The sequence below is a fragment of the Pseudomonas sp. TMW22091 genome (genome assembly GCF_022496705.1).
In the GTDB taxonomy this organism is placed as follows: Bacteria; Pseudomonadota; Gammaproteobacteria; order Pseudomonadales; family Pseudomonadaceae; genus Aquipseudomonas; species Aquipseudomonas saxonica.
Map to the genome: position 1 here is coordinate 313,897 of NZ_SCFI01000001.1, position 24,318 is coordinate 338,214.

Below are 24,318 nucleotides of genomic sequence, written 5' to 3' on the forward strand. Positions count from 1 at the left end.
CAGTCATCACAATCCACCCTTATGATGGCCGCCATGATTAAAGATCCCTTTGCACGACTCAACCTCGACCGAGAAGTCCTGACCGTCAGCCAACTCAACGGCCGGGCGCGGGTCCTGCTCGAAGACGTGTTCAGCAACATCTGGGTAGAAGGCGAGATCTCCAACCTTGCCCGCCCGGCCTCTGGCCATGTGTATTTCACGCTCAAGGACAGCGGCGCCCAAGTGCGTTGCGCGCTGTTTCGCAACAATGCGGCGCGGGTGCGTCAGGCGTTAAAAGACGGCCTTGCGGTCAAAGTGCGCGGCAAGGTTTCACTGTTTGAAGGCCGCGGGGATTATCAGTTGATCCTCGACACCGTAGAGCCTGCCGGTGATGGCGCATTGCGCCTGGCGTTCGACGCGCTGAAAGAAAAACTCAGCGCTGAAGGCCTGTTCAGCGCTGAGCGCAAGGTCGCCCTGCCCGCCCACCCAAAGCGCATCGGTATTGTCAGTTCGCCTACCGGGGCGGTGATCCGCGACATCATCAGCGTCTTCCGTCGCCGCGCGCCGCACGTTGAATTGACCCTCATCCCCACCGCCGTGCAAGGCCGCGAAGCCACCGCACAAATTGTGCGAGCGTTGAAACTCGCCGATGCGCGAGGTTTTGACGCGCTGATTCTGGCCCGCGGCGGCGGTTCGCTGGAAGACCTGTGGTGTTTTAACGAAGAAGCCGTGGCCCGAGCCATTGATGCATGCATCACACCTATCGTCAGCGCTGTTGGCCACGAAACCGATGTTTCAATCGCTGACTTTGTGGCGGACGTCCGAGCCCCGACGCCTTCAGCGGCCGCCGAGTTGCTGGCCCCCGACTCGAGCGACCTGCAACGGCGTATCGACAGCCTTCACCGCCGCTTGGTGATGCGCATCCGCGATCGTCTGATGCGTGATCGCCTGCGTCTCGACGGCTTGGCACGACGCCTGCGCAACCCCGCAGAGCGCTTGCGCCAGCAATCACAGCGCCTGGATGATTTGGACATGCGCATGCGTCGGGCATTCGAACGCAACCTCAATACACGCCGCGAACGCCTTATCCGCCTCGAAACGCGTCTGGCCGGTCAGCATCCGGGCCGTCAACTGGCTCTGTTGCGTCAACGCCTGGACAGTCTGGCCGAGCGCTTGCCACGCGCCATGCGCGAAGGGCTGAAGTCGCGCCGCCTGCAGCTGCAAACCCAAATGCAAACCCTGCATGTGGTCAGCCCCTTGGCCACGCTGGGCCGGGGTTACAGCATTTTGCTCGATGAGCGCGGCAACGCCATCCGCAGCGCCGCACAAACCCAAAATGGCCAGCGGTTGAAAGCCAGGCTAGGCGAAGGCGAACTGCAAGTTCGGGTTGAAGACAACCATCTCACGCCTGTCACCCTCTCATTATTGGATTGATCCATGCTGCGCTTTATCTCTGCACTGTTTTTGCTGTGCCTGACCCTGAACGCCAACGCTGCTGACAGCTATATCACGCGCTTGCTGAATAAGCCGGTGCCGGGCGGGGTAGCCGTAATTGAGCTGGGAACGGGTGCACAAGCGCCCAAGGCATCCTTTGAAGGCAAACCCGTTATGGTGATTAAAGAGCAGGACACCTGGCGGGCCATTGTCGGCATACCACTCACCGTCAAGCCTGGAATCCAGCAGATCACTACGGGCGGGCGCGAGCTTAACTTTACGGTGGGCACCAAGAAGTACCCGGAACAACGCATCACCCTAAAAAACCAGCGTCAGGTCAACCCCAACCCGAATGACATCAAGCGCATCGACAACGAACTGGCGATCCAGATCAAGGCCTACCGTACCTTCAGCCCCAACACGCCAAGCAATCTGCTCCTCGATAAACCCGTTAACGGGCCGCTGTCGAGCAAGTTCGGCGTTCGTCGATTCTTCAATGGCGAAGAGCGCAACCCGCACGCAGGTCTCGATTTCGCCGTGCCAGCGGGCACTCCCATCAAGACCCCGGCAGCGGGAAAGGTCATCTTGATCGGTAACTACTTTTTTAACGGCAACACTGTATTTGTCGACCACGGCCAAGGCTTCATCAGCATGTTTTGCCACATGTCGAAAGTGGATACAAAGGTCGGCCAGCAACTGGCGCGTGGCGATGTGGTGGGCAAAGTAGGCTCCACCGGCCGTGCCACGGGCCCGCATATGCACTGGAACGTCAGCCTCAATGATGCCCGGGTTGACCCGGCCATTTTTATCGGCGCCTTCCAACCCTGACAGCGCCGCCAAAGGGATGACCATCAGCAGCACGCACTGCTGGACATCCCTTTAAGCCATGCAATAAAAACAACCATCAGACAATATTCGCGCAATAAAAGATCGAATAACGCCAACATCCGGGCATTTCTCTCAATATTATTTAGCTGCTTGCCATCTTCCCTCCCGCAGGGTTAGGGTTGAGGCCATGAATAGCTCTCACACCCTCATTCTGCAACGCCAACATCGCAGCCTTTGCCTCGTCAGTGCACGACTGCAAAGCTAGTCGCGGTGCCTCGCCCCTTATGCTTTGTATTTCTTCAGCAAGCCGCTCATTAATTGCGACTTGTACAAAAAGGATTGCCTGATGACCATGCTCAAAGACCCGTCTTCCAAATACCGCGCCTTCCCGGTTATTAACTTGCCTGACCGCACCTGGCCGTCGAAAACCATCACCAAAGCGCCGATCTGGTGCAGCTCCGACTTGCGCGACGGCAACCAGTCGCTGATCGAGCCGATGGATGCGGTAAAGAAGCTGCGTTTCTGGAAGACGCTGGTGAGCGTAGGCGTGAAAGAAATCGAGGCATCGTTCCCGGCAGCATCGCAAACCGACTTTGACTTCGTGCGCACCTTGATCGAAGACGGGCATATCCCCGACGACACCACCATCCAGGTGCTGACCCAAGGCCGTGAAGACTTGATCGCTCGCACCTTTGAGTCGCTGCGCGGCGCGAAGAAAGCCATTGTCCACCTGTACAACGCGACCAGCCCGGCGTTCCGACGCATCGTGTTCAACCAGGACAAAGAAGGCATCAAGGAAATTGCCGTCAGCGCGGCCAAGCTGTTCGTCAAATATGCGGCTCAACAGCCTGAAACTCACTGGACGTTCGAGTATTCGCCTGAAACGTTCAGCGCCACCGAGCTGGAGTTCGCCAAGGAAGTGTGCGACGCGGTGATCGAGGTATGGAACCCGACTCCCGAACACAAAATGATCCTCAACCTGCCTGCGACCGTTGAGTGCGCCACGCCGAACATTTATGCCGACCAGATCGAGTGGTTCGGTCGCCATATCAATCGCCGTGACAGCGTGTTGATCAGTCTGCACACCCACAACGACCGTGGCACCGGTGTGGCCGCCACTGAATTGGGCCTGATGGCGGGTGCCGATCGCGTTGAAGGTTGCCTGTTCGGTAACGGTGAACGTACCGGTAACGTCGATCTGGTGACTGTGGCTTTGAACATGTACACCCAGGGCCTGAACCCTGAACTGGATTTCTCCGACATCGACGGCGTGCGCAAAGTCGTTGAAGAGTGCAACCAGATTCCGGTGCACCCGCGCCACCCGTACGTGGGTGATTTGGTCCACACCGCATTCTCTGGCTCGCATCAGGACGCTATCCGCAAAGGTTTCGCCCAGCAAAAACCGGATGGCCTGTGGGAAGTACCGTACTTGCCCATCGACCCGGCAGACATTGGCCGTAGCTATGAAGCGGTAATCCGCGTGAACAGCCAATCCGGCAAAGGCGGGATTGCCTACCTGCTGGAACAGGAATACGGCATCAGCTTGCCGCGCCGCATGCAGATTGAATTCAGCCAGGTCGTTCAGCGCGAGACTGATCGCCTGGGCCTTGAAATGACTGCACAACAGATTCACAACTTGCTGCGCAGTGAGTACTTGCAGGCCAATACGCCTTACGCACTGGTCAGTCATCGTCTTCAGGAAGAAAACGGCCACAGCGCGGTAGAGGTCGAAGTGTCCGCCAAAGGCGACGGTGAAACTAATCTGCGCTGGAGCGGCAAGGGTAATGGCGCACTGGAAGCGCTGGTGGCCGGTCTGCCGGTTAAAGCAGAGATCATGGATTACAACGAGCATGCGATTGGCGCAGGCACTAATGCCAAAGCTGCGGCCTACATTGAGTTGCGCGTGAATGGTGAACGCGCAGTGCATGGCGTGGGCATTGATGAAAACATCACCACCGCCAGCTTCAAGGCCCTGTTCAGCGCCCTGAACCGCTCGCTGAGCGAAAGCGAGGCTAAAGCCGCATAAGCGTCGCTTGTATATCAAAAGGCCCCAAGGTGCGAACCCTGGGGCCTTTTGCGTATTGGCTGACAGAAAACCCTCACCCTAGCCCTCTCCCAGAGGGAGAGGGAACAAATTGGGGATTGCTCCTGATACTCAGCGGCTTCCGATTGTTACAGTGAATCCACAATCAGCTCGGTCAGTCCCCTCTCCCTCAGGGAGAGGGTTAGGGTGAGGGAAAAACCGTCAACGAAACTCGAACGTATCGGCATCCATATAAGCCGGAAAGCGCTCTCGGTAAGCCGCCAGTTCAGCCGCATTCAGGCGAACTTCAAACACCCCATCACCCTCCCCCGCACTGAGCAACGACTCCCCTTGAAAGTCGAAGACATGGCTGTCGCCGGTATAGACCAAACCTTTACCGTCTGTTCCCACCCGATTGACGGCTGCGACGTAGCACAAGTTTTCAATCGCACGTGCTGGCAGCAAGCGGTTCCAGTGCAAACGACGCGCACCCGGCCAGTTGGCGGTGTACAGCAACAAGTCAGTGTCGTGAGGGTCACTGCTCCACACCGGAAATCTCAGGTCGTAGCAAATCAACGGACGAATACGCCAGCCTTTGACTTCAAACTGCACCTGACGCTCGCCCGGGGTGAAATGCTCATGCTCACCCGCCATGCGGAACAAATGGCGCTTATCGTAGTGCAGCACTTCACCATCGGGGCGGGCCCACAACAGGCGATTACGATGGCTGCCATCAGCCGCTTGCACGATGATGCTTCCAGTCACGACCGCATTAAGCCTTTTCGCCTGCTTGACCATCCAGGCCTGAGTAGGCCCGTGCTCAGGCTCTGCCAGCGTTTCTGACTCCATGCTGAAGCCCGTGGTGAACATCTCCGGCAACACCACTAGATCAGCGCCTTTGGCTTGCTCCAGCAGCTCTTCAAAATGCTCGAAATTGGCCTGACGGTCATGCCAGACCAGCGTGGTCTGAACCAACGCAACGGTTAAATCGGATAATCCACTTAGATCACGCATAGTTTTTCTGCTGCTTCACGCAGCGTCTCCTCGCGTTTTGCAAAACATAAACGAACCAGCCGCTGCCCTTCAGGCGGGGTCTGGTAGAACACCGACACCGGAATCGTCGCCACACCGTGCTCACGGGTTAGCCACTCGGCCATGGCGACATCATCAAGGTCGGGACGAATTCGAGAGTAATCGACCAGTTGAAAATAGGTCCCTGCCACGGGTTTGAACGTAAAACGCGACGGGCTCAGCAAATCACAAAACATATCGCGCTTGGCCTGATAGAACCCCGGCAGCTCTTCTACATGCTCGGGATGAGCTTGCATAAAATCTGCCAACGCATACTGCAAAGGCGTCACTCCGCAAAAACTGACGTACTGATGAACCTTGCGCAACTCAGCTGTCAGGGCCGGCGGCGCCACGACATAACCCGTTTTCCAACCAGTAACGTGGTAAGTCTTGCCGAACGAGCTGACCACGAATGCACGATCGTACAGCTGCGCATGCGACAAAACACTGACATGGGGCACGCCGTCGTACACCAGGTGCTCATACACCTCGTCGCTGATGAGGTAAATGTCACGGTTTTCGATGAGCTTGGCCAACTGATCCAGTTCGGCCCGAGTAATGAGCGCACCGCTTGGGTTATGCGGGCTGTTGAGGATGATCATGCGCGTACGCGGGCTCAGCGCCTCTTCAAGCTTTTGCCAGTCAATCGAAAAATCACCCAGCCCTAATTGCACATGCACACATCGGCCACCGGCAAGTTCAACCGAGGGCTCGTAGCTGTCGTAACAGGGATCAAAGACGATCACTTCGTCACCCGCATGAATGACCGCCTGAATCGCGCAAAAGATGGCTTGGGTCGCGCCGGGAGTAATCGTGACTTCGCTGTCGGGATTGACCTGAACACCGTAACTGCGGGCAATCTTGGCGGCTACTTGCTGACGTAGGGCAGGCAAGCCGGTCATGGGGGAATACTGGTTGTGACCATTGCTGACATGGCGGCCAACCGCGTCACGCAGGGCTTGCGGCCCATCAAAGTCAGGAAACCCCTGAGACAGGTTCAGAGCGCCGGTCTCGGCCGCGAGCTGCGACATGCGTGTGAAGATGGTGGTGCCGACATTCGGCAGCTTGCTGATAATCATGGCCGTTCCCTGTTGAGTTCCCGGCACTGACTGCGGCACAGGACTCAACGAGAATAGCCCAAACGCCGGACACGAAAAAGGGTCCATTAGGACCCTTTCTCATTACGCTAAAACGTGCTGCTATCAGCGCTTGTCTTTGCGATTTTTCTCGGCTTTCTTGTGGTGCGACATCATGCGGCGTTTCTTGTTGACCTGACGGTCGGTCAGCGAGTTCTTGTTGCCTTCGTACGGGTTCTCGCCACCTTTGAACTCGATGCGGATCGGCGTACCGACCAGTTTCAAGACACGACGGTAGGTGTTTTCGAGATAACGGACGTAAGACTTCGGAACCTTCTCAACCTGGTTACCGTGAATCACGATAATCGGCGGGTTAGCACCACCCAAGTGGGCATAACGCAGCTTGATCCGGCGGCTGTTAACCATCGGTGGCGCGTGCTCGCTGACCGCGTCTTCCAGAATCTGGGTCAGACGGTTGGTCGGCCAGCGCGTTACTGCCGACTTGAAGGAGTTCTGCACCGACTGGTACAGGTTACCTACGCCAGTGCCATGCAACGCCGAGATAAAGTGAATGTCAGCAAAGTCGACGAAGAACAAGCGACGCGTCAGCTCAACCTTCACGAACTCTCGCTCGCTCGGGGTCATGCCGTCCCACTTGTTGATCGCGATAACCAGTGCACGACCGGCCTCAAGCGCAAAGCCCAACAAGTTAAGGTCATGGTCTACCACGCCTTCACGGGCATCCATTACAAAGATCACCACGTTAGCGTCTTTGATCGCCTGCAAGGTTTTGACCACGGAGAACTTTTCAACTTCTTCGTGGATCTTGCCGCGCTTGCGCACACCGGCGGTGTCAATCAGCGTGTACTTCTCGTCATTACGCTCAAACGGGATGTAGATACTGTCACGCGTGGTACCCGGCTGGTCGTACACGATCACCCGGTCTTCACCGAGCATGCGGTTAACCAGGGTCGATTTACCGACGTTAGGGCGACCAATGATAGCGATCTTGATACCGTCTTTTTCGCTTGGGCCAGGAATGCGCTTGGCTTCCTCACCCTCGAGAACGATTTCTTCTTCGCCGTCGACCGGCTCTTCTTCGTCACGCGGGAAGTTGCTCAAGGCAATTTCCAGCATTTGCGTGATACCGCGACCATGAGCACCAGCGATTGGAATCGCATCACCCATGCCCAACGGTGCGAACTCGGCGCGAGCCATGTCCGGATCGATGTTATCGACCTTGTTGGCAACAACGTAAGAACGCTTGTTACGCTTACGCAAGTGTTCGCCGATCATCTGGTCAGCGGCGGTAAAACCCGCCTTCGCATCTACCAGGAACAGAACAACATCTGCTTCTTCGATCGCCAGCAGGGACTGCTCGGCCATCTTTTCGTCCATACCGTGCTCGTCACCGGAAATACCACCGGTGTCGACCAGAATGTAGGAACGCCCTTGCCACTTGGCCTCACCGTATTGGCGATCACGGGTCAGACCGGACAAGTCGCCGACGATAGCGTCGCGAGTCCTGGTCAGGCGGTTGAACAAGGTGGACTTGCCGACGTTAGGTCGGCCCACCAGGGCGATTACGGGAACCATGCGGCTCTCCACTTCGTTATTTCAGAAAATACAAAAGCCGCAGCAAGGCTGCGGCCAGAGTTCGGAACAGCACATATGTGCCGCGAGCCTTGCCAGAGCAAGGCTGCTTGAAACCCTAGAGTCTCAAGCATAGACGCCTTAGCGAATGGTCAGGGCTTCCAGTTTGCCGCTGTTACCAAACACGTAAATCATGTCACCGACCACCAGCGGACGTGCCCGAAGGCCATCACTGTCTACGCGAGTACGGCCAACGAAACGACCATCAACCTGACTGAGCAGGTGCAGATAGCCTTCCATGTCGCCGACTGCCACGTAGCTGGAGAACACTTCTGGTGCCGACAGTTGACGGCGGGCCAGCGCATCGTTGCTCCACAAGGCTGTGGTCGAGCGTTCATCAACGCCTTCAACCGTACCGGACGCCAGGCTGACGTAGACGTTACCAAAGCCCTGCGCGACACCGGCATAGCTGGAAGCATCACGCTGCCAGAGCACGCGACCGCTTTCCAGTTCCAGTGCTGCCATGCGGCCCTGGTAGCTCGCTACATACAGCGTGCCGCCGGACAACAGCAGACCGCCGTCAATATCAACGATGCGCTCCAGCTCCGAGCGACCTTGCGGTACGGCCACACGCTGCTCCCATACCGGCACACCGGTCTGAGTATCCAGCGCAACGACTTTGCCGGTCGACAGACCTGCAACCGCCAGGTGATTGGTGACCAGCGGAGCACCGGTGCCACGCAAGGTCAGAACACCTGGGGTGCTGTCGTAGATCCAGCGCTGATCGCCTGTCGAGGCATCCAGGCCAATCAGATGATCGTCCTGGGTCTGAACCACAACGATATCGCCGTTGGTTGCAGGCGGAGCCAGCACTTCGCTGTTAACGCGTGCACGCCATTTCTCTTCACCGTTGCTGGCATCCAGAGCAATGACATCACCCTGCAAGGTACCCAGCAGCACCAGACCATAGCCCAGACCTACTGCGCCAGAAACAGGCTGATCGAGGTCTTTTTTCCACTGAACGTCACCGTTCATGCGATCAAGAGACATCACTACGCCCGTCACGTCAGCGGCGTAGATGTTATTACCTTCAACCGCTGGCACCAGCATGTTGTAGGTTTTGCCCTGACCGTCACCGATCGAGCGATCCCACTGCTTTTGCAACACGACTTCTTCTTTGAAGTCGGTCAATTCAGCCGGTGGAAGTTCTTTTTTGCTGTTACTGCTGCAACCCGCGGCCAAAACGACCAGAGCCAGCAATGCCGCATGTTTCCATCGAATCACTTCACGCATCCCCTTTGGCCAGGTCGTCCAGCTTGATTTGTAAGCCACCGACCGCGGCTTCATCCGACAGCGCGGCTTTAGCTTTTTCGTAGGCGGCACGTGCGTCGTCAGTACGGCCCTGCTGAACCAGCAGGTCGCCTTTCAATTCTTCACGGCTGGCCAGGAATGCCTTGTCCGAATCACCTTCAAGCAGTTTCAAGGCATCATCAACTTTGCCTTGTGCTGCCAGAACTTGAGCCAGACGCTGACGTGCAACTTCACCCAGCGTTGGGTTGGCCGGCTTGTCGACAATGATTTTCAGCTCAGTGGCTGCGTCGTCGAGTTTGCCATTGTCCACGGCCACTTTGGCCACGAACAAACCGCCAAATTGTGCGTAGGCGGAACCTGCGTATTCGCCTTTCAACTTGTTGGCCAGATCAGCCACACGTGCCACATCGGGCTTACCGTCAGGCGTGAGTGTGGTTTCAAGCAATTGCTGATAGAGAACCGACGCACCTTGCGACTGATTCGCCTGATATTTGTGCCATAGCTGCCAGCCCGACACCACAACCAGCGCAAGCAAGCCGCCAGTCAGCAGGGGTTTGCCGTTACGCTGCCACCAGTCTTTCAACTCGCCCAGCTGTTCATCTTCGTTACTCGACACCCCAACACTCCTTATTCGCTAAATCGGCTGTTTTTACAGCTTCAACCCTGCACAACGCAGGTGGCCAAGTGCTCAGCTAGAGCATCCCAGGCAATCGTTTGTTGTTCGCCCTGGCCACGCAGAGGTTTGACGCCTACCACTTGCTGGGCCAATTCGTCGTCGCCCAGAATCAGTGCGTACAGCGCACCGCTTTTGTCGGCTTTTTTAAACTGGCTTTTGAAACTGCCGGCGCCAGCATTGATCTGCAAGCGCAGGTTCGGCAACTGATCACGAACCCGTTCGCTCAAGGCCAAGGCAGCCAATTCGGCGGCCTCACCAAACGCGCACAGGTAAACGTCCACCTGACGCGCCAGTTCTTGCGGGATTTGTTCAAGCGTTTCGACCAACAGGATCAGACGCTCGATGCCCATTGCAAAACCAACACCCGTGGTCGGTTTGCCGCCCATTTGCTCGACCAGACCGTCATAACGGCCGCCCGCGCAAACAGTGCCTTGAGCGCCCAGCTTGTCAGTGACCCATTCAAATACGGTTTTGCTGTAGTAATCGAGGCCACGAACCAGCTTGGGGTTGATCACGTAAGGGATACCGGCAGCATCCAGACGTGCCTTCAGCCCTTCGAAATGCACACGAGACTCTTCGTCGAGGTAATCCACGAGCTTGGGTGCATCGACCAGTACAGCCTGTGTATCGGCGTTCTTGGTATCAAGCACACGCAGCGGGTTGGATTTCAAACGACGCTGGCTATCTTCGTCAAGCTCGCTCAAGCGCGAGGACAGGTATTGCACCAGCGCCGCACGATAGCGAGCGCGGGCCTCACTGGTACCCAGGCTGTTCAATTCGAGCTTGACCGCATCACGGATGCCCAGCTCGCCCCATAGACGCCAGGTCAGCACGATCAATTCGGCATCGATGTCCGGCCCATCCAGGTTGAACACTTCAACCCCAATCTGATGGAACTGACGATAGCGACCTTTTTGCGGACGTTCGTGGCGGAACATCGGCCCGATGTACCACAACTTTTGAACCTGACCACCGCCGGTGATCCCGTGCTCAAGTACTGCACGCACGCACGCCGCCGTGCCTTCAGGACGCAAGGTCAGCGAATCGCCGTTGCGGTCCTCGAAGGTGTACATCTCTTTTTCGACGATATCTGTCACTTCGCCGATGGAGCGTTTGAACAGTTCGGTGAACTCGACGATAGGCATACGAATTTGCTTGTAACCGTAGTTATCCAGCAAACGCGATACCTTGCCCTCGACGTAACGCCATACAGGTGTCTGGTCGGGCAGAATGTCGTTCATGCCACGAATGGCTTGCAGAGACTTGCTCACAAAAAGTCCTTAATTCGTTTGATTAGCCGCGCGCGATAACCGCTGCGTCAGCTTCGACCTTTTCGGCCGCCTTCTGGCGAATCAGCTTTTCGAGCTCATCCACCAGATTTTCATTCGTTAATTTCTGCGACGGCTTGCCGTCGATATAAATCAGGTTGGGCGTTCCGCCAGTCAGACCGACATGGGCCTCTTTGGCTTCACCGGGGCCGTTAACGACACAGCCGATCACAGCGACATCCAATGGCACCAGCAGATCTTCGAGGCGCCCTTCCAGCTCGTTCATGGTTTTAACCACGTCGAAGTTCTGGCGCGAACAGCTTGGGCACGCAATAAAGTTAATGCCACGCGAGCGCAAACGCAGGGATTTCAGGATGTCGTAACCAACTTTGACTTCCTCAACCGGGTCTGCTGCCAACGAGATGCGGATAGTATCGCCAATTCCCTCGGCGAGCAGCATACCTAGGCCGACAGCAGATTTCACTGTGCCCGAACGTAAACCGCCAGCTTCGGTGATACCCAAGTGCAGCGGCTGGACAATTTCTTTGGCCAGCAAGCGGTAGGCTTCAACGGCCATAAACACGTCGGAGGCCTTTACGCTGACCTTGAAGTCCTTGAAATTCAGGCGTTCAAGGTGTTCAACGTGACGCAATGCCGACTCTACCAGCGCAGCAGGGGTCGGTTCGCCGTACTTCTTTTGCAGGTCTTTTTCGAGCGAGCCGGCGTTAACGCCGATTCGGATTGGAATACCGCGATCACGGGCAGCATCAACCACGGCACGAACACGGTCTTCGCGACCAATGTTGCCCGGGTTGATACGCAAACAGTCCACACCCAGTTCGGCCACGCGCAGCGCGATCCGATAATCGAAGTGGATGTCAGCAACCAATGGCACTTTGACCAATTGCTTGATACGGCCAAACGCTTCTGCTGCATCCATATCGGGTACGGAAACCCGCACGATATCGACACCCGCAGCTTCCAGACGATTGATTTGCGCAACGGTCGCCGCGACATCATTGGTATCGCTGTTGGTCATGCTCTGTACAGCAATAGGGGCATCGCCACCGACTGGCACCGAGCCGACCCAGATTTTGCGCGATTCGCGACGTTTGATTGGTGATTCGCCGTGCATGACTTATTGACCTAACTTCAGGCGAGCAGTCTCGCCACTGGTGAAAGGAGCGACATCTACCGCCTGACCGTTGTAGGTCACTTGCGCACCACGGGCAAAGCCCAGTCGCAAACTCAGAGGCGGCTTGCCGCTCACTTCAAGATTATCGCCTTTGCGCTTCAGGCCGCCGAACAACACTTTACCCGTGGCGTCGGTGACTTGAGTCCAGCAATCTGCGCTGTATTGAACTGCAACCTTGCCAGCACCGGCTACCGGTGCGCTTTCAACCGGAGCGACTGCGGGCGCCACAGGCGTGGCAGCAGGCGTTGGCGCAACAGGTGCTGCAGGAGCAGGCAGAGCAGCCGTAGTAGATGCAGCAGGAGCAGCGGGTGCGGTTGTGGAGGCGGTAGCGGCAGGTTCAGACGCCAGCGGCAGTGCCAACTGCGAGCTCTGATCTGGCTGCGTCGTGGTTTGAGCCTCGGCCGCAGACTCTGCCTCAACCTTGGCTTCAGCCACAGCCTGATCTTCCGGCTCGTCGAGCGGGTGGATCTGGGTGGTGCCGTCAGCGCCTTCAACTTCCACGTGTTCCGGGGCCAGGCCAATCAGGTCTTTGGCGCGCATGGACGTTTGGTCCTGCCACCAGATAAAGCCACCGCCGATAACAGCGATCAGCAAGAGCAGGCTGACAATACGCAAGATGGTGTGCGAAATACGCACCGGTTCTTCAATACGACCAAGGCTATGCACATTGCTGCCGTTGGCGTCTGTCCCGGTGTAGAGATCAAACTCATGCACCAGCGCAGTCTGGTCCATACCGAGCAATTTGGCATAGGCGCGGATATAACCGCGGGCAAAGGTATGCCCTGGCAGCTTGTCGAACGCACCCGCCTCAAGATTACTCAAGGAGCTGGCCGTCAGATTGAGCTTCATGGCGACTTCAGCCAACGTCCAGCCATTGTTTTCACGGGCCTGACGCAAGGTCTCACCAGGATTGACACGAGTCGCTGCTAGAACTTCGGGTTGCGCCGCTTTCATCATTGCTCCGACAGGTATTGCTGATATTCCGGCGTACCGGGATAGAGTCTTTTTAGTTGCTGACCATAATTGGCTGTTGAAGCACGCTCGTCGAGAACATCTGCCAATCGCGCACCGAGCAATAGACTACGTGCATTTTGCCCGCTAAGCAGGCTAAAACGATCGTAAAAGTCACGTGCGGGCACATAATGCCTGTCTTCGTAAGACAACTCAGCCATTTCGAGCAGTGCGCGGGGTTGCCGAGGGTTCAAACGCAGGGCTTTTTCGAGCTGCTGACGGCCCGAGTCACGCTGCCCCAACTTGAGTGCAGTAATTCCCAGGTTCTCGTAGATGCGCGATCGTTCAGGATAGAGAGGGTCCGCCAGCGCTTTTTGGAAGTACGTACTGGCTTCTTGGTAGCGCTGTTGCTCAAACAGAAAGCTGGCGTAATTGTTGAGAATGCGCGAGTCATCAGGCCGCCGGTTCAACGCCGTGCGAAATGCCTGCTCGGCCAGCTCAAACTCCATCTCAGACTGAAAAACCAATGCCAGGGCGGCTTGGGTGTCAGGGTCAGTCTTGTCGAGTTCGAGGGCTTTACCCAAAGGTACTTTGGCCTGCTCTGCCATACCCTGCTGAAGATAACCGAGCCCCAGCTGTACATAAGCCTCACGCGCTGCATCACGCCCTTTGTCGCTGTTCATCGGGTTTGAGCTACCCGATGAAACGCAGCCAGCTATAAAGCCGACCCAAACGACACACAGCGCAGCGCGCAGGATCATGAATGTCCTCTCTCAGGGCGCAGAGGCAGCGTTAGGCGCTGAGTCGGCATCGGCATTGAGCTCACGCGCCGCGATCAGGCGCGAGCTGCGACGGGTGCGGTCATTGACCTGCCCCACCAACTGCCCACATGCCGCGTCGATATCTTCGCCGCGCGTCGTACGCACAGTCACGTTGTAACCCGCCTGCTGCAACAGCTCCTGAAAACGGCGAATGGCGTTGTTGCTTGGACGTTCGTAACCCGAATGCGGGAACGGATTGAACGGGATCAGGTTGATCTTGCACGGCGTGTCCTTGAGCAACTCGATCATTTCACGCGCGTGGTCGACATGGTCGTTTACGTCTTTGAGCAAGGTGTACTCGACGGTCAACACGCGCTTCTCGCCCAAGGTCGCCATATAACGACGGCAAGAATCAAGCAGCATGGCCAGCGGGTACTTCTTGTTGATGGGCACCAATTGACTACGCAGTTCGTCGTTAGGTGCGTGCAGCGACAATGCCAGGGAGACATCGATGTGCTTGGCCAGCTCATCGATCATCGGCACTACGCCCGAGGTAGACAAGGTCACCCGGCGCTTGGAAATGCCGTAGCCCAAGTCATCCATCATCAGTTGCATGGCACTGATGACGTTGTCGAAGTTCAGCAGCGGTTCACCCATGCCCATCATCACCACGTTGGTGATGGCGCGGTCGATGGTTGCCGGAACACTGCCGAAGGATTTGTTGGCAATCCACACCTGACCGATTACTTCGGCGGCGGTGAGGTTGCTATTGAAGCCTTGCTTGCCGGTGGAGCAGAAACTGCAATCCAGGGCACAGCCAGCCTGGGACGAAACGCACAAGGTGCCGCGTTTGCCCGAGGGAATGTAAACCGTCTCGACGCAGCTGCCGGACTCTACACGTACCACCCATTTACGGGTGCCATCGCTGGAGATGTCCTCGCTGACGACTTCAGGCCCACGAACCTCAGCAATAGCCTTGAGCTTGTCGCGCAAGGCCTTGCTGACGTTAGTCATGGCGTCGAAATCATCGACGCCAAAGTGGTGAATCCACTTCATGACCTGACCGGCACGGAAACGCTTCTCCCCGATTGAGTCGAAGAATTTCTCCATTTCCGGTTGAGTCAAACCCAACAGGTTGGTTTTGCCAGTCGTTGCAATCATGTCTTCACCCTCACTCACAAGCCAATACTTAGCGAGTGGTTACTTCAGTAGCTGCGAAAAAGTAGGAGATTTCGCGTGCAGCAGCGGCTTCCGAGTCGGAACCGTGAACAGCGTTAGCGTCGATGGAATCAGCGAAATCAGCACGGATAGTGCCAGCAGCTGCTTCTTTAGGGTTAGTAGCGCCCATCAGTTCGCGGTTCAGAGCGATAGCGTTTTCGCCTTCCAGAACCTGAACAACAACAGGACCGGAGATCATGAAAGCAACCAGGTCGCCGAAGAAACCACGAGCGCTGTGCTCAGCGTAGAAGCCTTCAGCTTCTGCTTTGGACAGTTGCTTCATTTTCGAAGCTACAACCTTCAGGCCGGCTTTTTCAAAACGAGTGGTGATCTCGCCAATAACGTTTTTTGCAACAGCGTCAGGCTTGATGATGGAGAAAGTGCGTTGAACAGCCATGGTGTAACTCCAGAAACAGTGATTTAAGCGAAAAATTAAACCCGCGAATTATACGCGGGTTCTGGGGTATTGCATAATTGCGTAGTTACAAGCTTAGTCGGCTTCTTCGATCCACAACCCCTGAATGGCTTCGAGAACCTTCTCTCCGCCACGATCCGGGATGTCGTCAAAGTCCGGCAGCGCCATTACCAGATTGCGCAGCTTGACGAAGTTCACCGTCAGAGGATTAACCTCCGGGTGAGCTTCAGCCAGTTGTATGGCGATTTCTTGCACATCAACCCATTTAAGGCTCATGACAATTCCTTATCAGTGCGGCGCTTCAGCAGCATGGTTAAGGGAATATTTCGGAATCTCGACCGTCAGGTCTTCAGTACCGACCTTGGCCTGACAGCTCAAACGAGAGTGAGCTTCAAGACCCCAGGCACGATCCAGGTAGTCTTCTTCCAGCTCATCAGCTTCTTCGAGCGAGTCAAAGCCTTCACGAATAATGCAGTGACAGGTCGTGCACGCACAGACACCACCACAAGCACTTTCGATTTCGATGTGATTGTCATGGGCCACTTCGAGAATGGACTTGCCGGTCTCAGCCTCTACGACCATACCGTCCGGGCAATGCTCGGCGTGTGGCAGAAAAATGATCTGCGGCATCAGTTATTCCTCGATTTCATTCAGGTTGCGCCCAGACAGGGCGGCTTTGACCGTCAAATCCATACGACGGGCAGCAAAGGCATCAGTTACTTGCGACAGACGCTTGGTCTGCTGCTCGATGGCGTAACCATCTGTGCCTTTCATCAATTCAGACAATTCTTGCATTTGCGCTTCGATGACCATGCGCTCTTCAGCGTCCAGCAAGCGATCACCGTCAACCTCCAGTGCTGACTGCACAGCCTCGATCAGACGCTGCGCATCGACCTGCTGTTCGCGCAGCACACGGGCCACCTTGTCATCACCGGCGTACTGGAACGAATCTTTGAGCATCTTGGCAATTTCGCCATCGGTCAGACCGTAAGACGGCTTGACCTGAATGCTCGCTTCAACGCCCGAGCCCAACTCGCGAGCGGCAACGCTGAGCAAACCATCCGCATCGACCTGAAAGGTCACACGAATTTTTGCAGCACCGGCCACCATCGGCGGAATACCACGCAACTCAAAGCGTGCCAGAGAACGGCAATCGCTGATCAGTTCACGTTCGCCTTGCAGCACATGAATCATCATGGCCGTCTGACCATCTTTGTAGGTCGTGAAATCCTGCGCACGGGCCACTGGAATCGTGGTGTTGCGCGGGATAACCTTCTCCATCAAGCCGCCCATGGTCTCAAGACCGAGCGACAATGGAATCACGTCCAGCAGCAACAATTCGCCACCTTCACGCTTGTTACCTGCCAGCGTATCGGCCTGGATCGCAGCACCAATGGCTACCACTTGATCCGGGTCGATATCGGTCAGCGGCTCACGGCCGAACATGGCTGCAACCGCTTCACGCACACGCGGTACGCGGGTCGAACCGCCGACCATGACCACGGCCTGAACCTCTTCAATTTCGATGTTGGCATCGCGCACGGCACGCCGGCAGGCTTTGAGGCTGCGGGCAACCATTGGCTCAATCAACGCATCAAAAGCCTCGCGGGTCAGCTCTGAACGCCACTCACCAAACGTGACCGTTACAGAAGATGCATCGCTAAGCGCTTCCTTGGCAGCGCAAGCGGCCTGAAGCAAAGCGCGCTGAGTGCCGGGGTCAAGATCAGCGGACAAACCCGCCTGCTCAATGATCCAGCCCGCAATCGCATGATCGAAATCATCGCCGCCCAACGCGGTGTCACCACCGGTGGCGAGCACTTCAAATACACCGCCGGTCAGGCGCAGGATCGAAATATCGAACGTGCCTCCGCCCAGGTCGTAAATAGCCACAACCCCTTCAGCCGACTGATCCAACCCGTAAGCCACGGCCGCTGCGGTTGGCTCATTGAGCAAACGCAGCACATTGAGGCCCGCCAATTTGGCAGCATCTTTAGTGGCCTGACGCTGAGCATCGTCGAAATAGGCCGGAACGGTAATCACCGCACCCACCAATTCCCCGCCCAAGGTCTTTTCAGCACGCTCACGCAGCACTTTCAGAATATCGGCAGACACTTCAACCGGGCTTTTAGGCCCTTGCACGGTGTCGATAAACGGCATGTGCGACTCACCGCCAACAAAACGGTAAGGCAACTGCTCACCCAATTGCTTGACGTCAGACACACCGCGCCCCATCAAACGCTTGACCGACAGGATGGTATTGAAAGGGTCGCTTGCGGCTGCCAGACGCGCCGACTCACCGACCTCGACGCGATCAGCGTGATAGCGAACGGCAGACGGCAAAATGACATTGCCATTTGCGTCAGCCAAGGGCTCGGAAAGACCGCTGCGCAATGCAGCGACCAACGAATTGGTTGTGCCCAAGTCGATCCCCACAGCCAGACGACGCTGGTGCGGTTGAGGACTTTGGCCGGGTTCGGCGATCTGCAGTAGGGCCATCGTAATCAGGACTTATCTGTAATCAGGCGTGCCATCAGGGAAGCACGGAGTTAATCGTCGAGGCGCTCTTCTAGCTGGCGCACTTCGTAAGTGAGCTTGTCCAGGAACTGCATGCGGCGCATCAGGCGTTCGGCCTGCTCGCGTTGCGCAGCGTCATCCCAACAAGCAGCGAAGCTGTCGTTCAGGTGGTCCTGAGCGACTTTCAGTCGACGCTTGAATGCTGCAATACCCGCCATATCGGCGCTGTCCTGCAAATCTTCAAGTTCTTCGCGCCACTGCATTTGCTGCATCAGAAACTCGGGATCATGCACCGTGACTTCCAGCGGCAACTCCCCACCCTTTAACGCGAGCAGGTAACGCGCACGCTTGGACGGGTTTTTGAGCGTCTGATAAGCCTCATTGAGGCTAGCCGACTGCTCCAGCGCCAGGCGCTGCTCGCGCTCGGAAGCATCAGCAAAACGATCCGGGTGAACACCGCGCGCCAACTCTCGATAGCGCACAGCGAGCTGATCGAGATCCAGAACGAAACCCGGTTGCAGCTCAAACAAAGCAAAATGACAAGGAGTACCCACGACTAGCCTCAGATGTTGAAGCTTTCGCCGCAGCCACATTCGCCACGTACGTTAGGGTTATTGAACTTGAAGCCTTCGTTAAGGCCTTCCTTGACGAAGTCCAGCTCAGTTCCGTCCAGGTAGGTCAGGCTCTTCGGATCAATGATCACTTTTTCGCCATAGGTTTCGAAGACCTGGTCTTCTTCACCCACTTCATCGACAAACTCCAGCACATAGGCGAGACCGGAACAGCCTGTGGTGCGAACACCCAGACGAATCCCCTCACCTTTGCCGCGCCCGTCAAGGGAGCGGCGAATGTGTCGAGCAGCCGCTTCTGTCATGCTGATAGCCATCGTGACTCCTTACCTTTTGCCAGTCTCTTCACCACGCTTGCGCCATTAAAGGCGCAAGCCATGCGGATCAGATCAAACCTTTCTTCTGCTTGTAATCGCGAACAGCCGCCTTGATGGCGTCTTCTGCGAGTACCGAGCAGTGAATTTTCACCGGAGGCAAAGCCAGTTCTTCGGCCAGTTGAGTGTTTTTGATGGTCTCTGCTTCATCCAGAGTCTTGCCTTTCATCCACTCAGTCGCCAGGGAGCTGGAGGCAATTGCCGAACCGCAACCATAGGTCTTGAACTTGGCATCTTCAATGATGCCCTGCTCGTTAACCTTGATCTGCAAACGCATCACGTCGCCGCACGCAGGCGCGCCAACCATGCCGGTGCCGACATCCGGGTCTTCCGCGTCCATCTTGCCGACGTTGCGCGGGTTCTCGTAGTGGTCAATGACCTTTTCGCTGTAAGCCATGGTACTAATCCTCACTCATCAGAGAGTCGCTCTTGAGACGCTGTAAACGCTGCTTTCGCTGCGCTTACAGCGGCTGTCTACGGCGACTTGAAATATCAGTGCGCCGCCCACTCGATTTTCGAGATGTCGATGCCGTCTTTGTACATGTCCCACAGCGGCGACAGAGCGCGCAGCTTGGTAACGGCCTCGCACACTTTCTGCGCGGCGTAGTCGATTTCTTCTTCGGTGGTGAACCGGCCGAAGGTGAAACGGATTGAGCTGTGCGCCAATTCGTCGTTGCGGCCCAAGGCACGCAACACGTAGGACGGCTCAAGGGAAGCGGATGTGCACGCCGAACCGGACGAAACAGCCAGATCCTTGAGTGCCATGATCAGCGACTCGCCTTCAACGTAGTTGAAGCTCAGGTTCAGGTTGTGCGGCACGCGGTGAATCATGCTGCCGTTAACGTACAGCTCTTCAAGGTGTTCAACCTGCTTGAAGAAGCGGTCGCTCAAGGCCTTGATTCGAACGTTTTCAGCGGCCATTTCTTCTTTGGCAATCTGGAACGCTTCGCCCATACCCACGATCTGGTGGGTGGCCAAGGTGCCCGAACGCATGCCGCGCTCGTGACCGCCGCCGTGCATGGCAGCTTCAATACGTACGCGCGGTTTGCGACTTACGTACAGAGCACCGATGCCTTTAGGGCCGTAGGTTTTGTGAGCCGAGAAGGACATCAGGTCGACTTTCAGCTTGGCCAGGTCGATTTCAACCTTACCGGTAGACTGTGCCGCATCAACATGGAACAGCACGCCGCGCGAGCGGGTTAGCTCACCAATGGCAGCGATGTCGTTGATGGTGCCGATTTCGTTGTTCACATGCATGATCGACACCAGAATGGTGTCATCGCGCATGGCTGCTTCAACCATGGCAGGGGTGACCAGACCGTCTTCACCCGGCTCGATGTAGGTCACTTCAAAACCTTCACGCTCCAGCTGACGCATGGTGTCGAGAACAGCTTTGTGCTCAATCTTGTCGGTGATCAGGTGCTTGCCTTTGGTGGCATAGAAATGCGCTGCACCTTTGATTGCCAGGTTGTTGGCCTCGGTTGCACCGGAGGTCCAGACAATTTCACGCGGGTCAGCGTTAACCAGATCAGCGACCTGACGACGACCGTTCTCAACCGCTTCTTCAGCTTTCCAGCCGAATACGTGAGAGCGCGAAGCCGGGTTACCGAAGTTCCCGTCAACCAGCAAGCAGTCGCTCATTTTTTGAGCAACACGCGGATCAACCGGGGTAGTGGCTGAGTAATCAAGGTAAATGGGCAATTTCATGGACTATCTCCTAAATCAGGCTGGCTGGCGCACCGTCGTTTTTATGCAATCACTCGACGGCGGACGCTTCGATCTTATCCAGGTGCGGCGCTTTGCCATTACAGCGGCGCTGATCCTGACGCTGGGCTACTTCTTGTACCTCACGGCGAGTCACAAGATCAGCCAAGCTGATACCGCTGAGAAATTCGTGGATTTGCAGGCTCAGGTCGCACCACAAATGGTGGGTCAGGCACGTGTCGCCGGCATGGCAGTCGCCAAGCCCCTGGCAACGCGTGGCATCGACAGATTCGTTGACCGCGTCAATCACTTGGGCGACCTGAATACCCTGCATGTCTCGCGACAGCCGATAGCCACCGCCAGGCCCGCGCACACTGGAAACCAGGCTGCTGCGGCGCAATTTGGCGAACAATTGCTCAAGGTAGGAAAGAGAAATGCCTTGGCGCTCGGAAATATCAGCCAGGGACACCGGCCCGTGCTGTGCGTGCAACGCCAAATCAAGCATTGCAGTAACGGCGTAACGGCCTTTTGTAGTCAGTCTCATGGACAGGTACCACGGAATTCGGAATGGAGGCGAGTATGCTATTCCCGACCATTTAAGTCAACTATTAGACCTAGCACTTTAGTCGGGATTACCCGCAAAACAGCGGCCGCATTGTAGCAGCATCTGCGACGTAATGGCACATGAGCCACAGCAAACGCACCGCTCACCGTCGCAGGCTTCAATGAGGGCTGCAGACTTTCCTGAAGCCCTAAAGCACGGCCGCTTCGCGCCCGATCGCAGCCTGAGGCAGCGGCTACAAGCCTAGATTGCCTGGCTGTCGTCCTTGCCTTTAACGCAGGCGAAATCTTCTTCACGCAGTTCAGGCAAATCCTGCGCGCAATAAGGACTGCCCAAATCTTTCAGAGCACCACACATACCATCGAGCTTGCCATCTACCGCCTGAAGATGATCCAGCAACTGAGCAATCGCTCGCGCCACCGGATCCGGCATGTCTTCGCCCACGCCATAGGCATCAAAGCCGATCTTTTCAGCCATCGCCTTGCGCTTGGCTTCAACCGCATCGTCACTTTTGACAATGATACGACCCGGAATACCGACAACCGTCGCCCCGGCTGGCACCGCCTTGGTCACCACCGCGTTGGAACCGACCTTGGCGCCAGCTCCTACCGTAAATGGCCCCAGCACCTTGGCACCGGCACCGACCACCACGCCATTTTCCAGCGTTGGGTGACGCTTGCCTTTGTTCCAGCTGGTGCCACCCAGCGTCACGCCCTGGTACAGCGTCACGTCATCACCGATCTCGGCGGTCTCACCGATCACAATGCCCATGCCGTGATCAATAAAGAAACGGCGCCCGACTTTGGCCCCCGGATGAATTTCGATACCGGTCAACCAGCGCCCGAAATTCGACACCAGGCGCGCCAACCACTTCCAGCCCGCCCCCCACAATACTGCTGACAAGCGGTGAATCCAGATGGCGTGCATGCCCGGGTAGCAGGTCAGCACCTCAAAAGCATTTCGCGCTGCAGGATCTCGATGAAACACACTTTGAATATCTTCACGCAGACGCTCAAACATGATCAATCCTTGCGCTTGAGCAGCTCACCGCGGGCTGCTTTTTGGGTTTCAGTGAGAATGCCACGCAAAATATTCATCTCTGCCCGGCTGATCGAACTGCGCCCATAGAGCCGGCGCAAACGCGCCATCAAGTGGCGCGGCTTTTCGGGATCCATAAATTCAATGGCGACCAGCGTTTGCTCCAGATGCTCATAAAATCGCTCCAGCTCATCCATAGTCGCCAGCTCACCACTTTTAGTGGAGGCCACTTCTTCTTTTTCGACCTTGCTTGGCTGCCCCTGAGCGGCCAGCCAGGCCATGCGAATCTCGTAGCTCAACACCTGCACAGCCGCACCCAGATTCAGGGAGCTAAACTCAGGATCCGAAGGGATGTGCACATGAAAGTGGCAACGCTGCAGCTCGTCATTAGTCAGGCCAGAGTCTTCACGACCAAACACCAAGGCGATCTCTGCACCGTTAGCCGCTTCAGCCACGACTTTTTGCCCACACTCACGAGGGTCCAGCAGTGGCCAGGGAATACGGCGATCGCGCGCACTGGTACCCAGCACCAGATTGCAGCCCACCAACGCATCTTCCAGGGTGGCCACGACTTGCGCATTTTCAAGAATATCGCCCGCCCCAGAAGCACGTGCATCGGCTTCATGGTGCGGAAATACTCGGGGCTCAACCAGCACCAGCCGTGACAAGCCCATGTTTTTCATGGCGCGCGCAGCACCACCGATGTTCCCGGGATGGCTGGTATTAACCAGAACGACACGAATATTAGGCAACAAAGGAAGCGCTCACAGGCCAGCAAAAGGGAGCAAATCTTACCTAACGAAAACGCCATAAGCTACGAAAGCTAACGCAAACCTTCATCTACCAAAGTTTTCTGATAGAATATTCGGCTTTCTTTAACAACCTTAGGTGAAACGTCCATGCAGCCCATGCTGAATATCGCGCTGCGCGCCGCCCGCAGCGCCAGTGAATTGATTTTCCGCTCCATCGAGCGCCTGGATACCATTAAGGTTGACGAAAAAGACGCCAAGGATTACGTCTCTGAAGTCGATCGTGCGGCCGAACAGAAAATCATCGACGCCCTGCGCAAGGCTTACCCGACGCACGGCATCCTCGGTGAAGAAACCGGCCTGCACCCAGGCAGCGGTGAAGGTGAAGACTACCTGTGGATCATCGACCCACTGGATGGCACCACCAACTTCCTGCGCGGCGTTCCACACTTCGCCGTCAGCATCGCCTGCAAATACCGCGGCCGCCTTGAGCACGCCGTGGTTCTTGACCCAGTTCGCCAAGAAGAGTTCACCGCCAGCCGTGGCCGTGGCGCTCAACTGAATGGTCGCCGCCTGCGTGTCAGCGGTCGCACCAGCCTGGAAGGCGCATTGCTGGGTACGGGCTTCCCGTTCCGCGACAACCAGATGGACAACCTCGAAAACTACCTGGGCATGTTCCGTAGCCTGGTTGGCCAAACTGCCGGCATCCGCCGCGCAGGCGCTGCCAGCCTGGACTTGGCTTACGTGGCCGCTGGTCGTTTCGATGCATTCTGGGAGTCGGGCTTGTCCGAATGGGACATGGCCGCAGGCGCACTGCTGATTCAAGAAGCAGGCGGCCTGGTCAGCGACTTCACCGGTAGCCACGATTTCCTTGAAAAAGGCCACATCGTTGCTGGTAACACCAAGTGCTTCAAAGCAGTTCTGACGGCTATCCAGCCTCACCTGCCGGCTTCGCTGAAACGCTAAGCGAAACCCGCAAACAAAAAAGCACCCTTGCGGGTGCTTTTTT

The 24,318-nt window shown here is 56.5% G+C and carries 25 protein-coding genes; 4 read left to right on the forward strand and 21 right to left on the reverse strand.

Translation table 11 applies throughout. The features are described 5' to 3' along the window. The first annotated feature begins 33 nt into the window (after window positions 1–33). The 3 genes from xseA to leuA all read left to right on the forward strand — a co-directional run bounded on the left by xseA (window position 34) and on the right by leuA (window position 4,267). Complete coding sequence (gene xseA / locus EQV93_RS01435; protein WP_122784898.1) at window positions 34–1,413, forward strand: exodeoxyribonuclease VII large subunit; 1,380 nt, start codon at window positions 34–36, stop codon at window positions 1,411–1,413. 3 nt (window positions 1,414–1,416) lie between these two features. Continuing rightward, a complete protein-coding gene (locus tag EQV93_RS01440) occupies window positions 1,417–2,241 on the forward strand; it encodes a M23 family metallopeptidase (RefSeq protein WP_122784831.1) in 825 nt (274 codons plus the stop codon). Between the two features lie 346 nt (window positions 2,242–2,587). Beyond that, entirely contained in the window at window positions 2,588–4,267 is a 1,680-nt protein-coding gene (gene leuA, locus EQV93_RS01445; RefSeq protein ID WP_122784832.1) for a 2-isopropylmalate synthase, read from the forward strand. A 219-nt stretch (window positions 4,268–4,486) separates the two neighbouring features. Here leuA and EQV93_RS01450 read toward each other — a convergent pair whose 3' ends face one another. The 21 genes from EQV93_RS01450 to trmJ form a co-directional block, all read right to left on the reverse strand. Continuing rightward, the gene (locus EQV93_RS01450; protein WP_146384163.1) at window positions 4,487–5,278 is read right to left on the reverse strand and encodes an amidohydrolase; all 792 of its coding nucleotides are present in this window, start codon (window positions 5,276–5,278) and stop codon (window positions 4,487–4,489) included. Beyond that, a complete protein-coding gene (locus EQV93_RS01455) occupies window positions 5,266–6,414 on the reverse strand; it encodes a pyridoxal phosphate-dependent aminotransferase (RefSeq protein ID WP_240890756.1) in 1,149 nt (382 codons plus the stop codon). Before EQV93_RS01455 ends, EQV93_RS01450 begins: the two co-directional genes overlap by 13 nt. Before the next feature lie 123 nt (window positions 6,415–6,537). Next, complete coding sequence (der, locus tag EQV93_RS01460; protein WP_122784835.1) at window positions 6,538–8,007, reverse strand: ribosome biogenesis GTPase Der; 1,470 nt, start codon at window positions 8,005–8,007, stop codon at window positions 6,538–6,540. Between the two features lie 138 nt (window positions 8,008–8,145). Further along, window positions 8,146–9,297 (reverse strand): outer membrane protein assembly factor BamB, encoded by a 1,152-nt coding sequence (bamB, locus tag EQV93_RS01465; protein ID WP_146384167.1) that lies wholly within the window; start codon window positions 9,295–9,297, stop codon window positions 8,146–8,148. Next, window positions 9,290–9,931: a YfgM family protein gene (locus EQV93_RS01470; protein ID WP_146425028.1), complete on the reverse strand. Its 642-nt coding sequence runs from the start codon at window positions 9,929–9,931 to the stop codon at window positions 9,290–9,292. Before EQV93_RS01470 ends, bamB begins: the two co-directional genes overlap by 8 nt. Before the next feature lie 41 nt (window positions 9,932–9,972). Next, entirely contained in the window at window positions 9,973–11,262 is a 1,290-nt protein-coding gene (gene hisS / locus EQV93_RS01475) for a histidine--tRNA ligase (RefSeq protein ID WP_122784838.1), read from the reverse strand. Between the two features lie 22 nt (window positions 11,263–11,284). Continuing rightward, window positions 11,285–12,394 carry a flavodoxin-dependent (E)-4-hydroxy-3-methylbut-2-enyl-diphosphate synthase gene (ispG, locus tag EQV93_RS01480; RefSeq protein WP_122784839.1) on the reverse strand — a complete coding sequence of 370 codons (1,110 nt, stop codon included), beginning with the start codon at window positions 12,392–12,394 and terminating at the stop codon, window positions 11,285–11,287. A 3-nt stretch (window positions 12,395–12,397) separates the two neighbouring features. Continuing rightward, window positions 12,398–13,408 (reverse strand): RodZ domain-containing protein, encoded by a 1,011-nt coding sequence (locus EQV93_RS01485; RefSeq protein WP_240890757.1) that lies wholly within the window; start codon window positions 13,406–13,408, stop codon window positions 12,398–12,400. Continuing rightward, the gene (gene pilW / locus EQV93_RS01490; protein WP_240890758.1) at window positions 13,408–14,166 is read right to left on the reverse strand and encodes a type IV pilus biogenesis/stability protein PilW; all 759 of its coding nucleotides are present in this window, start codon (window positions 14,164–14,166) and stop codon (window positions 13,408–13,410) included. The genes EQV93_RS01485 and pilW overlap by 1 nt, the downstream gene beginning before the upstream one ends. Before the next feature lie 12 nt (window positions 14,167–14,178). Beyond that, window positions 14,179–15,327 (reverse strand): 23S rRNA (adenine(2503)-C(2))-methyltransferase RlmN, encoded by a 1,149-nt coding sequence (rlmN, locus tag EQV93_RS01495; protein ID WP_122784842.1) that lies wholly within the window; start codon window positions 15,325–15,327, stop codon window positions 14,179–14,181. A 28-nt stretch (window positions 15,328–15,355) separates the two neighbouring features. Continuing rightward, on the reverse strand, window positions 15,356–15,781 hold the full coding sequence (gene ndk, locus EQV93_RS01500; RefSeq protein WP_010457859.1) for a nucleoside-diphosphate kinase: 426 nt from the start codon (window positions 15,779–15,781) through the stop codon (window positions 15,356–15,358). 93 nt (window positions 15,782–15,874) lie between these two features. Beyond that, window positions 15,875–16,075 (reverse strand): Fe-S cluster assembly protein IscX, encoded by a 201-nt coding sequence (gene iscX, locus EQV93_RS01505; RefSeq protein WP_032879605.1) that lies wholly within the window; start codon window positions 16,073–16,075, stop codon window positions 15,875–15,877. A gap of 12 nt (window positions 16,076–16,087) precedes the next feature. Then, a complete protein-coding gene (fdx, locus tag EQV93_RS01510; protein ID WP_047273851.1) occupies window positions 16,088–16,429 on the reverse strand; it encodes an ISC system 2Fe-2S type ferredoxin in 342 nt (113 codons plus the stop codon). Between the two features lie 3 nt (window positions 16,430–16,432). After that, window positions 16,433–18,295, reverse strand: coding sequence for a Fe-S protein assembly chaperone HscA (gene hscA / locus EQV93_RS01515; RefSeq protein ID WP_240890759.1), 1,863 nt, complete (start codon window positions 18,293–18,295; stop codon window positions 16,433–16,435). 50 nt (window positions 18,296–18,345) lie between these two features. Next, a complete protein-coding gene (gene hscB, locus EQV93_RS01520; protein ID WP_240890760.1) occupies window positions 18,346–18,867 on the reverse strand; it encodes a co-chaperone HscB in 522 nt (173 codons plus the stop codon). 8 nt (window positions 18,868–18,875) lie between these two features. Further along, the gene (iscA, locus tag EQV93_RS01525; protein WP_122784845.1) at window positions 18,876–19,199 is read right to left on the reverse strand and encodes an iron-sulfur cluster assembly protein IscA; all 324 of its coding nucleotides are present in this window, start codon (window positions 19,197–19,199) and stop codon (window positions 18,876–18,878) included. Between the two features lie 67 nt (window positions 19,200–19,266). Continuing rightward, window positions 19,267–19,653, reverse strand: coding sequence for a Fe-S cluster assembly scaffold IscU (gene iscU / locus EQV93_RS01530; protein ID WP_003443374.1), 387 nt, complete (start codon window positions 19,651–19,653; stop codon window positions 19,267–19,269). A gap of 95 nt (window positions 19,654–19,748) precedes the next feature. Further along, entirely contained in the window at window positions 19,749–20,963 is a 1,215-nt protein-coding gene (locus EQV93_RS01535; RefSeq protein WP_146384174.1) for an IscS subfamily cysteine desulfurase, read from the reverse strand. A gap of 49 nt (window positions 20,964–21,012) precedes the next feature. Continuing rightward, complete coding sequence (gene iscR, locus EQV93_RS01540) at window positions 21,013–21,504, reverse strand: Fe-S cluster assembly transcriptional regulator IscR (RefSeq protein WP_122784847.1); 492 nt, start codon at window positions 21,502–21,504, stop codon at window positions 21,013–21,015. Window positions 21,505–21,765: 261 nt separating this feature from the next. Beyond that, on the reverse strand, window positions 21,766–22,542 hold the full coding sequence (gene cysE / locus EQV93_RS01545; RefSeq protein WP_240890761.1) for a serine O-acetyltransferase: 777 nt from the start codon (window positions 22,540–22,542) through the stop codon (window positions 21,766–21,768). 2 nt (window positions 22,543–22,544) lie between these two features. Continuing rightward, complete coding sequence (gene trmJ, locus EQV93_RS01550; RefSeq protein WP_122784849.1) at window positions 22,545–23,315, reverse strand: tRNA (cytosine(32)/uridine(32)-2'-O)-methyltransferase TrmJ; 771 nt, start codon at window positions 23,313–23,315, stop codon at window positions 22,545–22,547. A 144-nt stretch (window positions 23,316–23,459) separates the two neighbouring features. Here trmJ and suhB point away from each other — a divergent pair, with 144 nt between their 5' ends. Then, entirely contained in the window at window positions 23,460–24,275 is an 816-nt protein-coding gene (gene suhB / locus EQV93_RS01555; RefSeq protein WP_122784850.1) for a type III secretion system regulator SuhB, read from the forward strand. Window positions 24,276–24,318: the final 43 nt, after the last annotated feature.

Bases quoted from the DNA above. Each gene is read 5' to 3' on its own strand.
- ndk (WP_010457859.1), bottom strand. From the start codon at position 15,781: ATGGCTGTTCAACGCACTTTCTCCATCATCAAGCCTGACGCTGTTGCA.
- pilW (WP_240890758.1), bottom strand. From the start codon at position 14,166: ATGATCCTGCGCGCTGCGCTGTGTGTCGTTTGGGTCGGCTTTATAGCT.
- EQV93_RS01485 (WP_240890757.1), bottom strand. From the start codon at position 13,408: ATGAAAGCGGCGCAACCCGAAGTTCTAGCAGCGACTCGTGTCAATCCT.
- iscR (WP_122784847.1), bottom strand. From the start codon at position 21,504: ATGAGACTGACTACAAAAGGCCGTTACGCCGTTACTGCAATGCTTGAT.
- suhB (WP_122784850.1), top strand. From the start codon at position 23,460: ATGCAGCCCATGCTGAATATCGCGCTGCGCGCCGCCCGCAGCGCCAGT.
- xseA (WP_122784898.1), top strand. From the start codon at position 34: ATGATTAAAGATCCCTTTGCACGACTCAACCTCGACCGAGAAGTCCTG.
- ispG (WP_122784839.1), bottom strand. From the start codon at position 12,394: ATGCACGGCGAATCACCAATCAAACGTCGCGAATCGCGCAAAATCTGG.
- rlmN (WP_122784842.1), bottom strand. From the start codon at position 15,327: ATGATTGCAACGACTGGCAAAACCAACCTGTTGGGTTTGACTCAACCG.
- iscU (WP_003443374.1), bottom strand. From the start codon at position 19,653: ATGGCTTACAGCGAAAAGGTCATTGACCACTACGAGAACCCGCGCAAC.
- EQV93_RS01455 (WP_240890756.1), bottom strand. From the start codon at position 6,414: ATGATTATCAGCAAGCTGCCGAATGTCGGCACCACCATCTTCACACGC.
- hscA (WP_240890759.1), bottom strand. From the start codon at position 18,295: ATGGCCCTACTGCAGATCGCCGAACCCGGCCAAAGTCCTCAACCGCAC.
- EQV93_RS01535 (WP_146384174.1), bottom strand. From the start codon at position 20,963: ATGAAATTGCCCATTTACCTTGATTACTCAGCCACTACCCCGGTTGAT.
- cysE (WP_240890761.1), bottom strand. From the start codon at position 22,542: ATGTTTGAGCGTCTGCGTGAAGATATTCAAAGTGTGTTTCATCGAGAT.
- iscX (WP_032879605.1), bottom strand. From the start codon at position 16,075: ATGAGCCTTAAATGGGTTGATGTGCAAGAAATCGCCATACAACTGGCT.
- EQV93_RS01450 (WP_146384163.1), bottom strand. From the start codon at position 5,278: ATGCGTGATCTAAGTGGATTATCCGATTTAACCGTTGCGTTGGTTCAG.
- fdx (WP_047273851.1), bottom strand. From the start codon at position 16,429: ATGCCGCAGATCATTTTTCTGCCACACGCCGAGCATTGCCCGGACGGT.
- leuA (WP_122784832.1), top strand. From the start codon at position 2,588: ATGACCATGCTCAAAGACCCGTCTTCCAAATACCGCGCCTTCCCGGTT.
- bamB (WP_146384167.1), bottom strand. From the start codon at position 9,297: ATGCGTGAAGTGATTCGATGGAAACATGCGGCATTGCTGGCTCTGGTC.
- EQV93_RS01440 (WP_122784831.1), top strand. From the start codon at position 1,417: ATGCTGCGCTTTATCTCTGCACTGTTTTTGCTGTGCCTGACCCTGAAC.
- der (WP_122784835.1), bottom strand. From the start codon at position 8,007: ATGGTTCCCGTAATCGCCCTGGTGGGCCGACCTAACGTCGGCAAGTCC.
- iscA (WP_122784845.1), bottom strand. From the start codon at position 19,199: ATGGCTATCAGCATGACAGAAGCGGCTGCTCGACACATTCGCCGCTCC.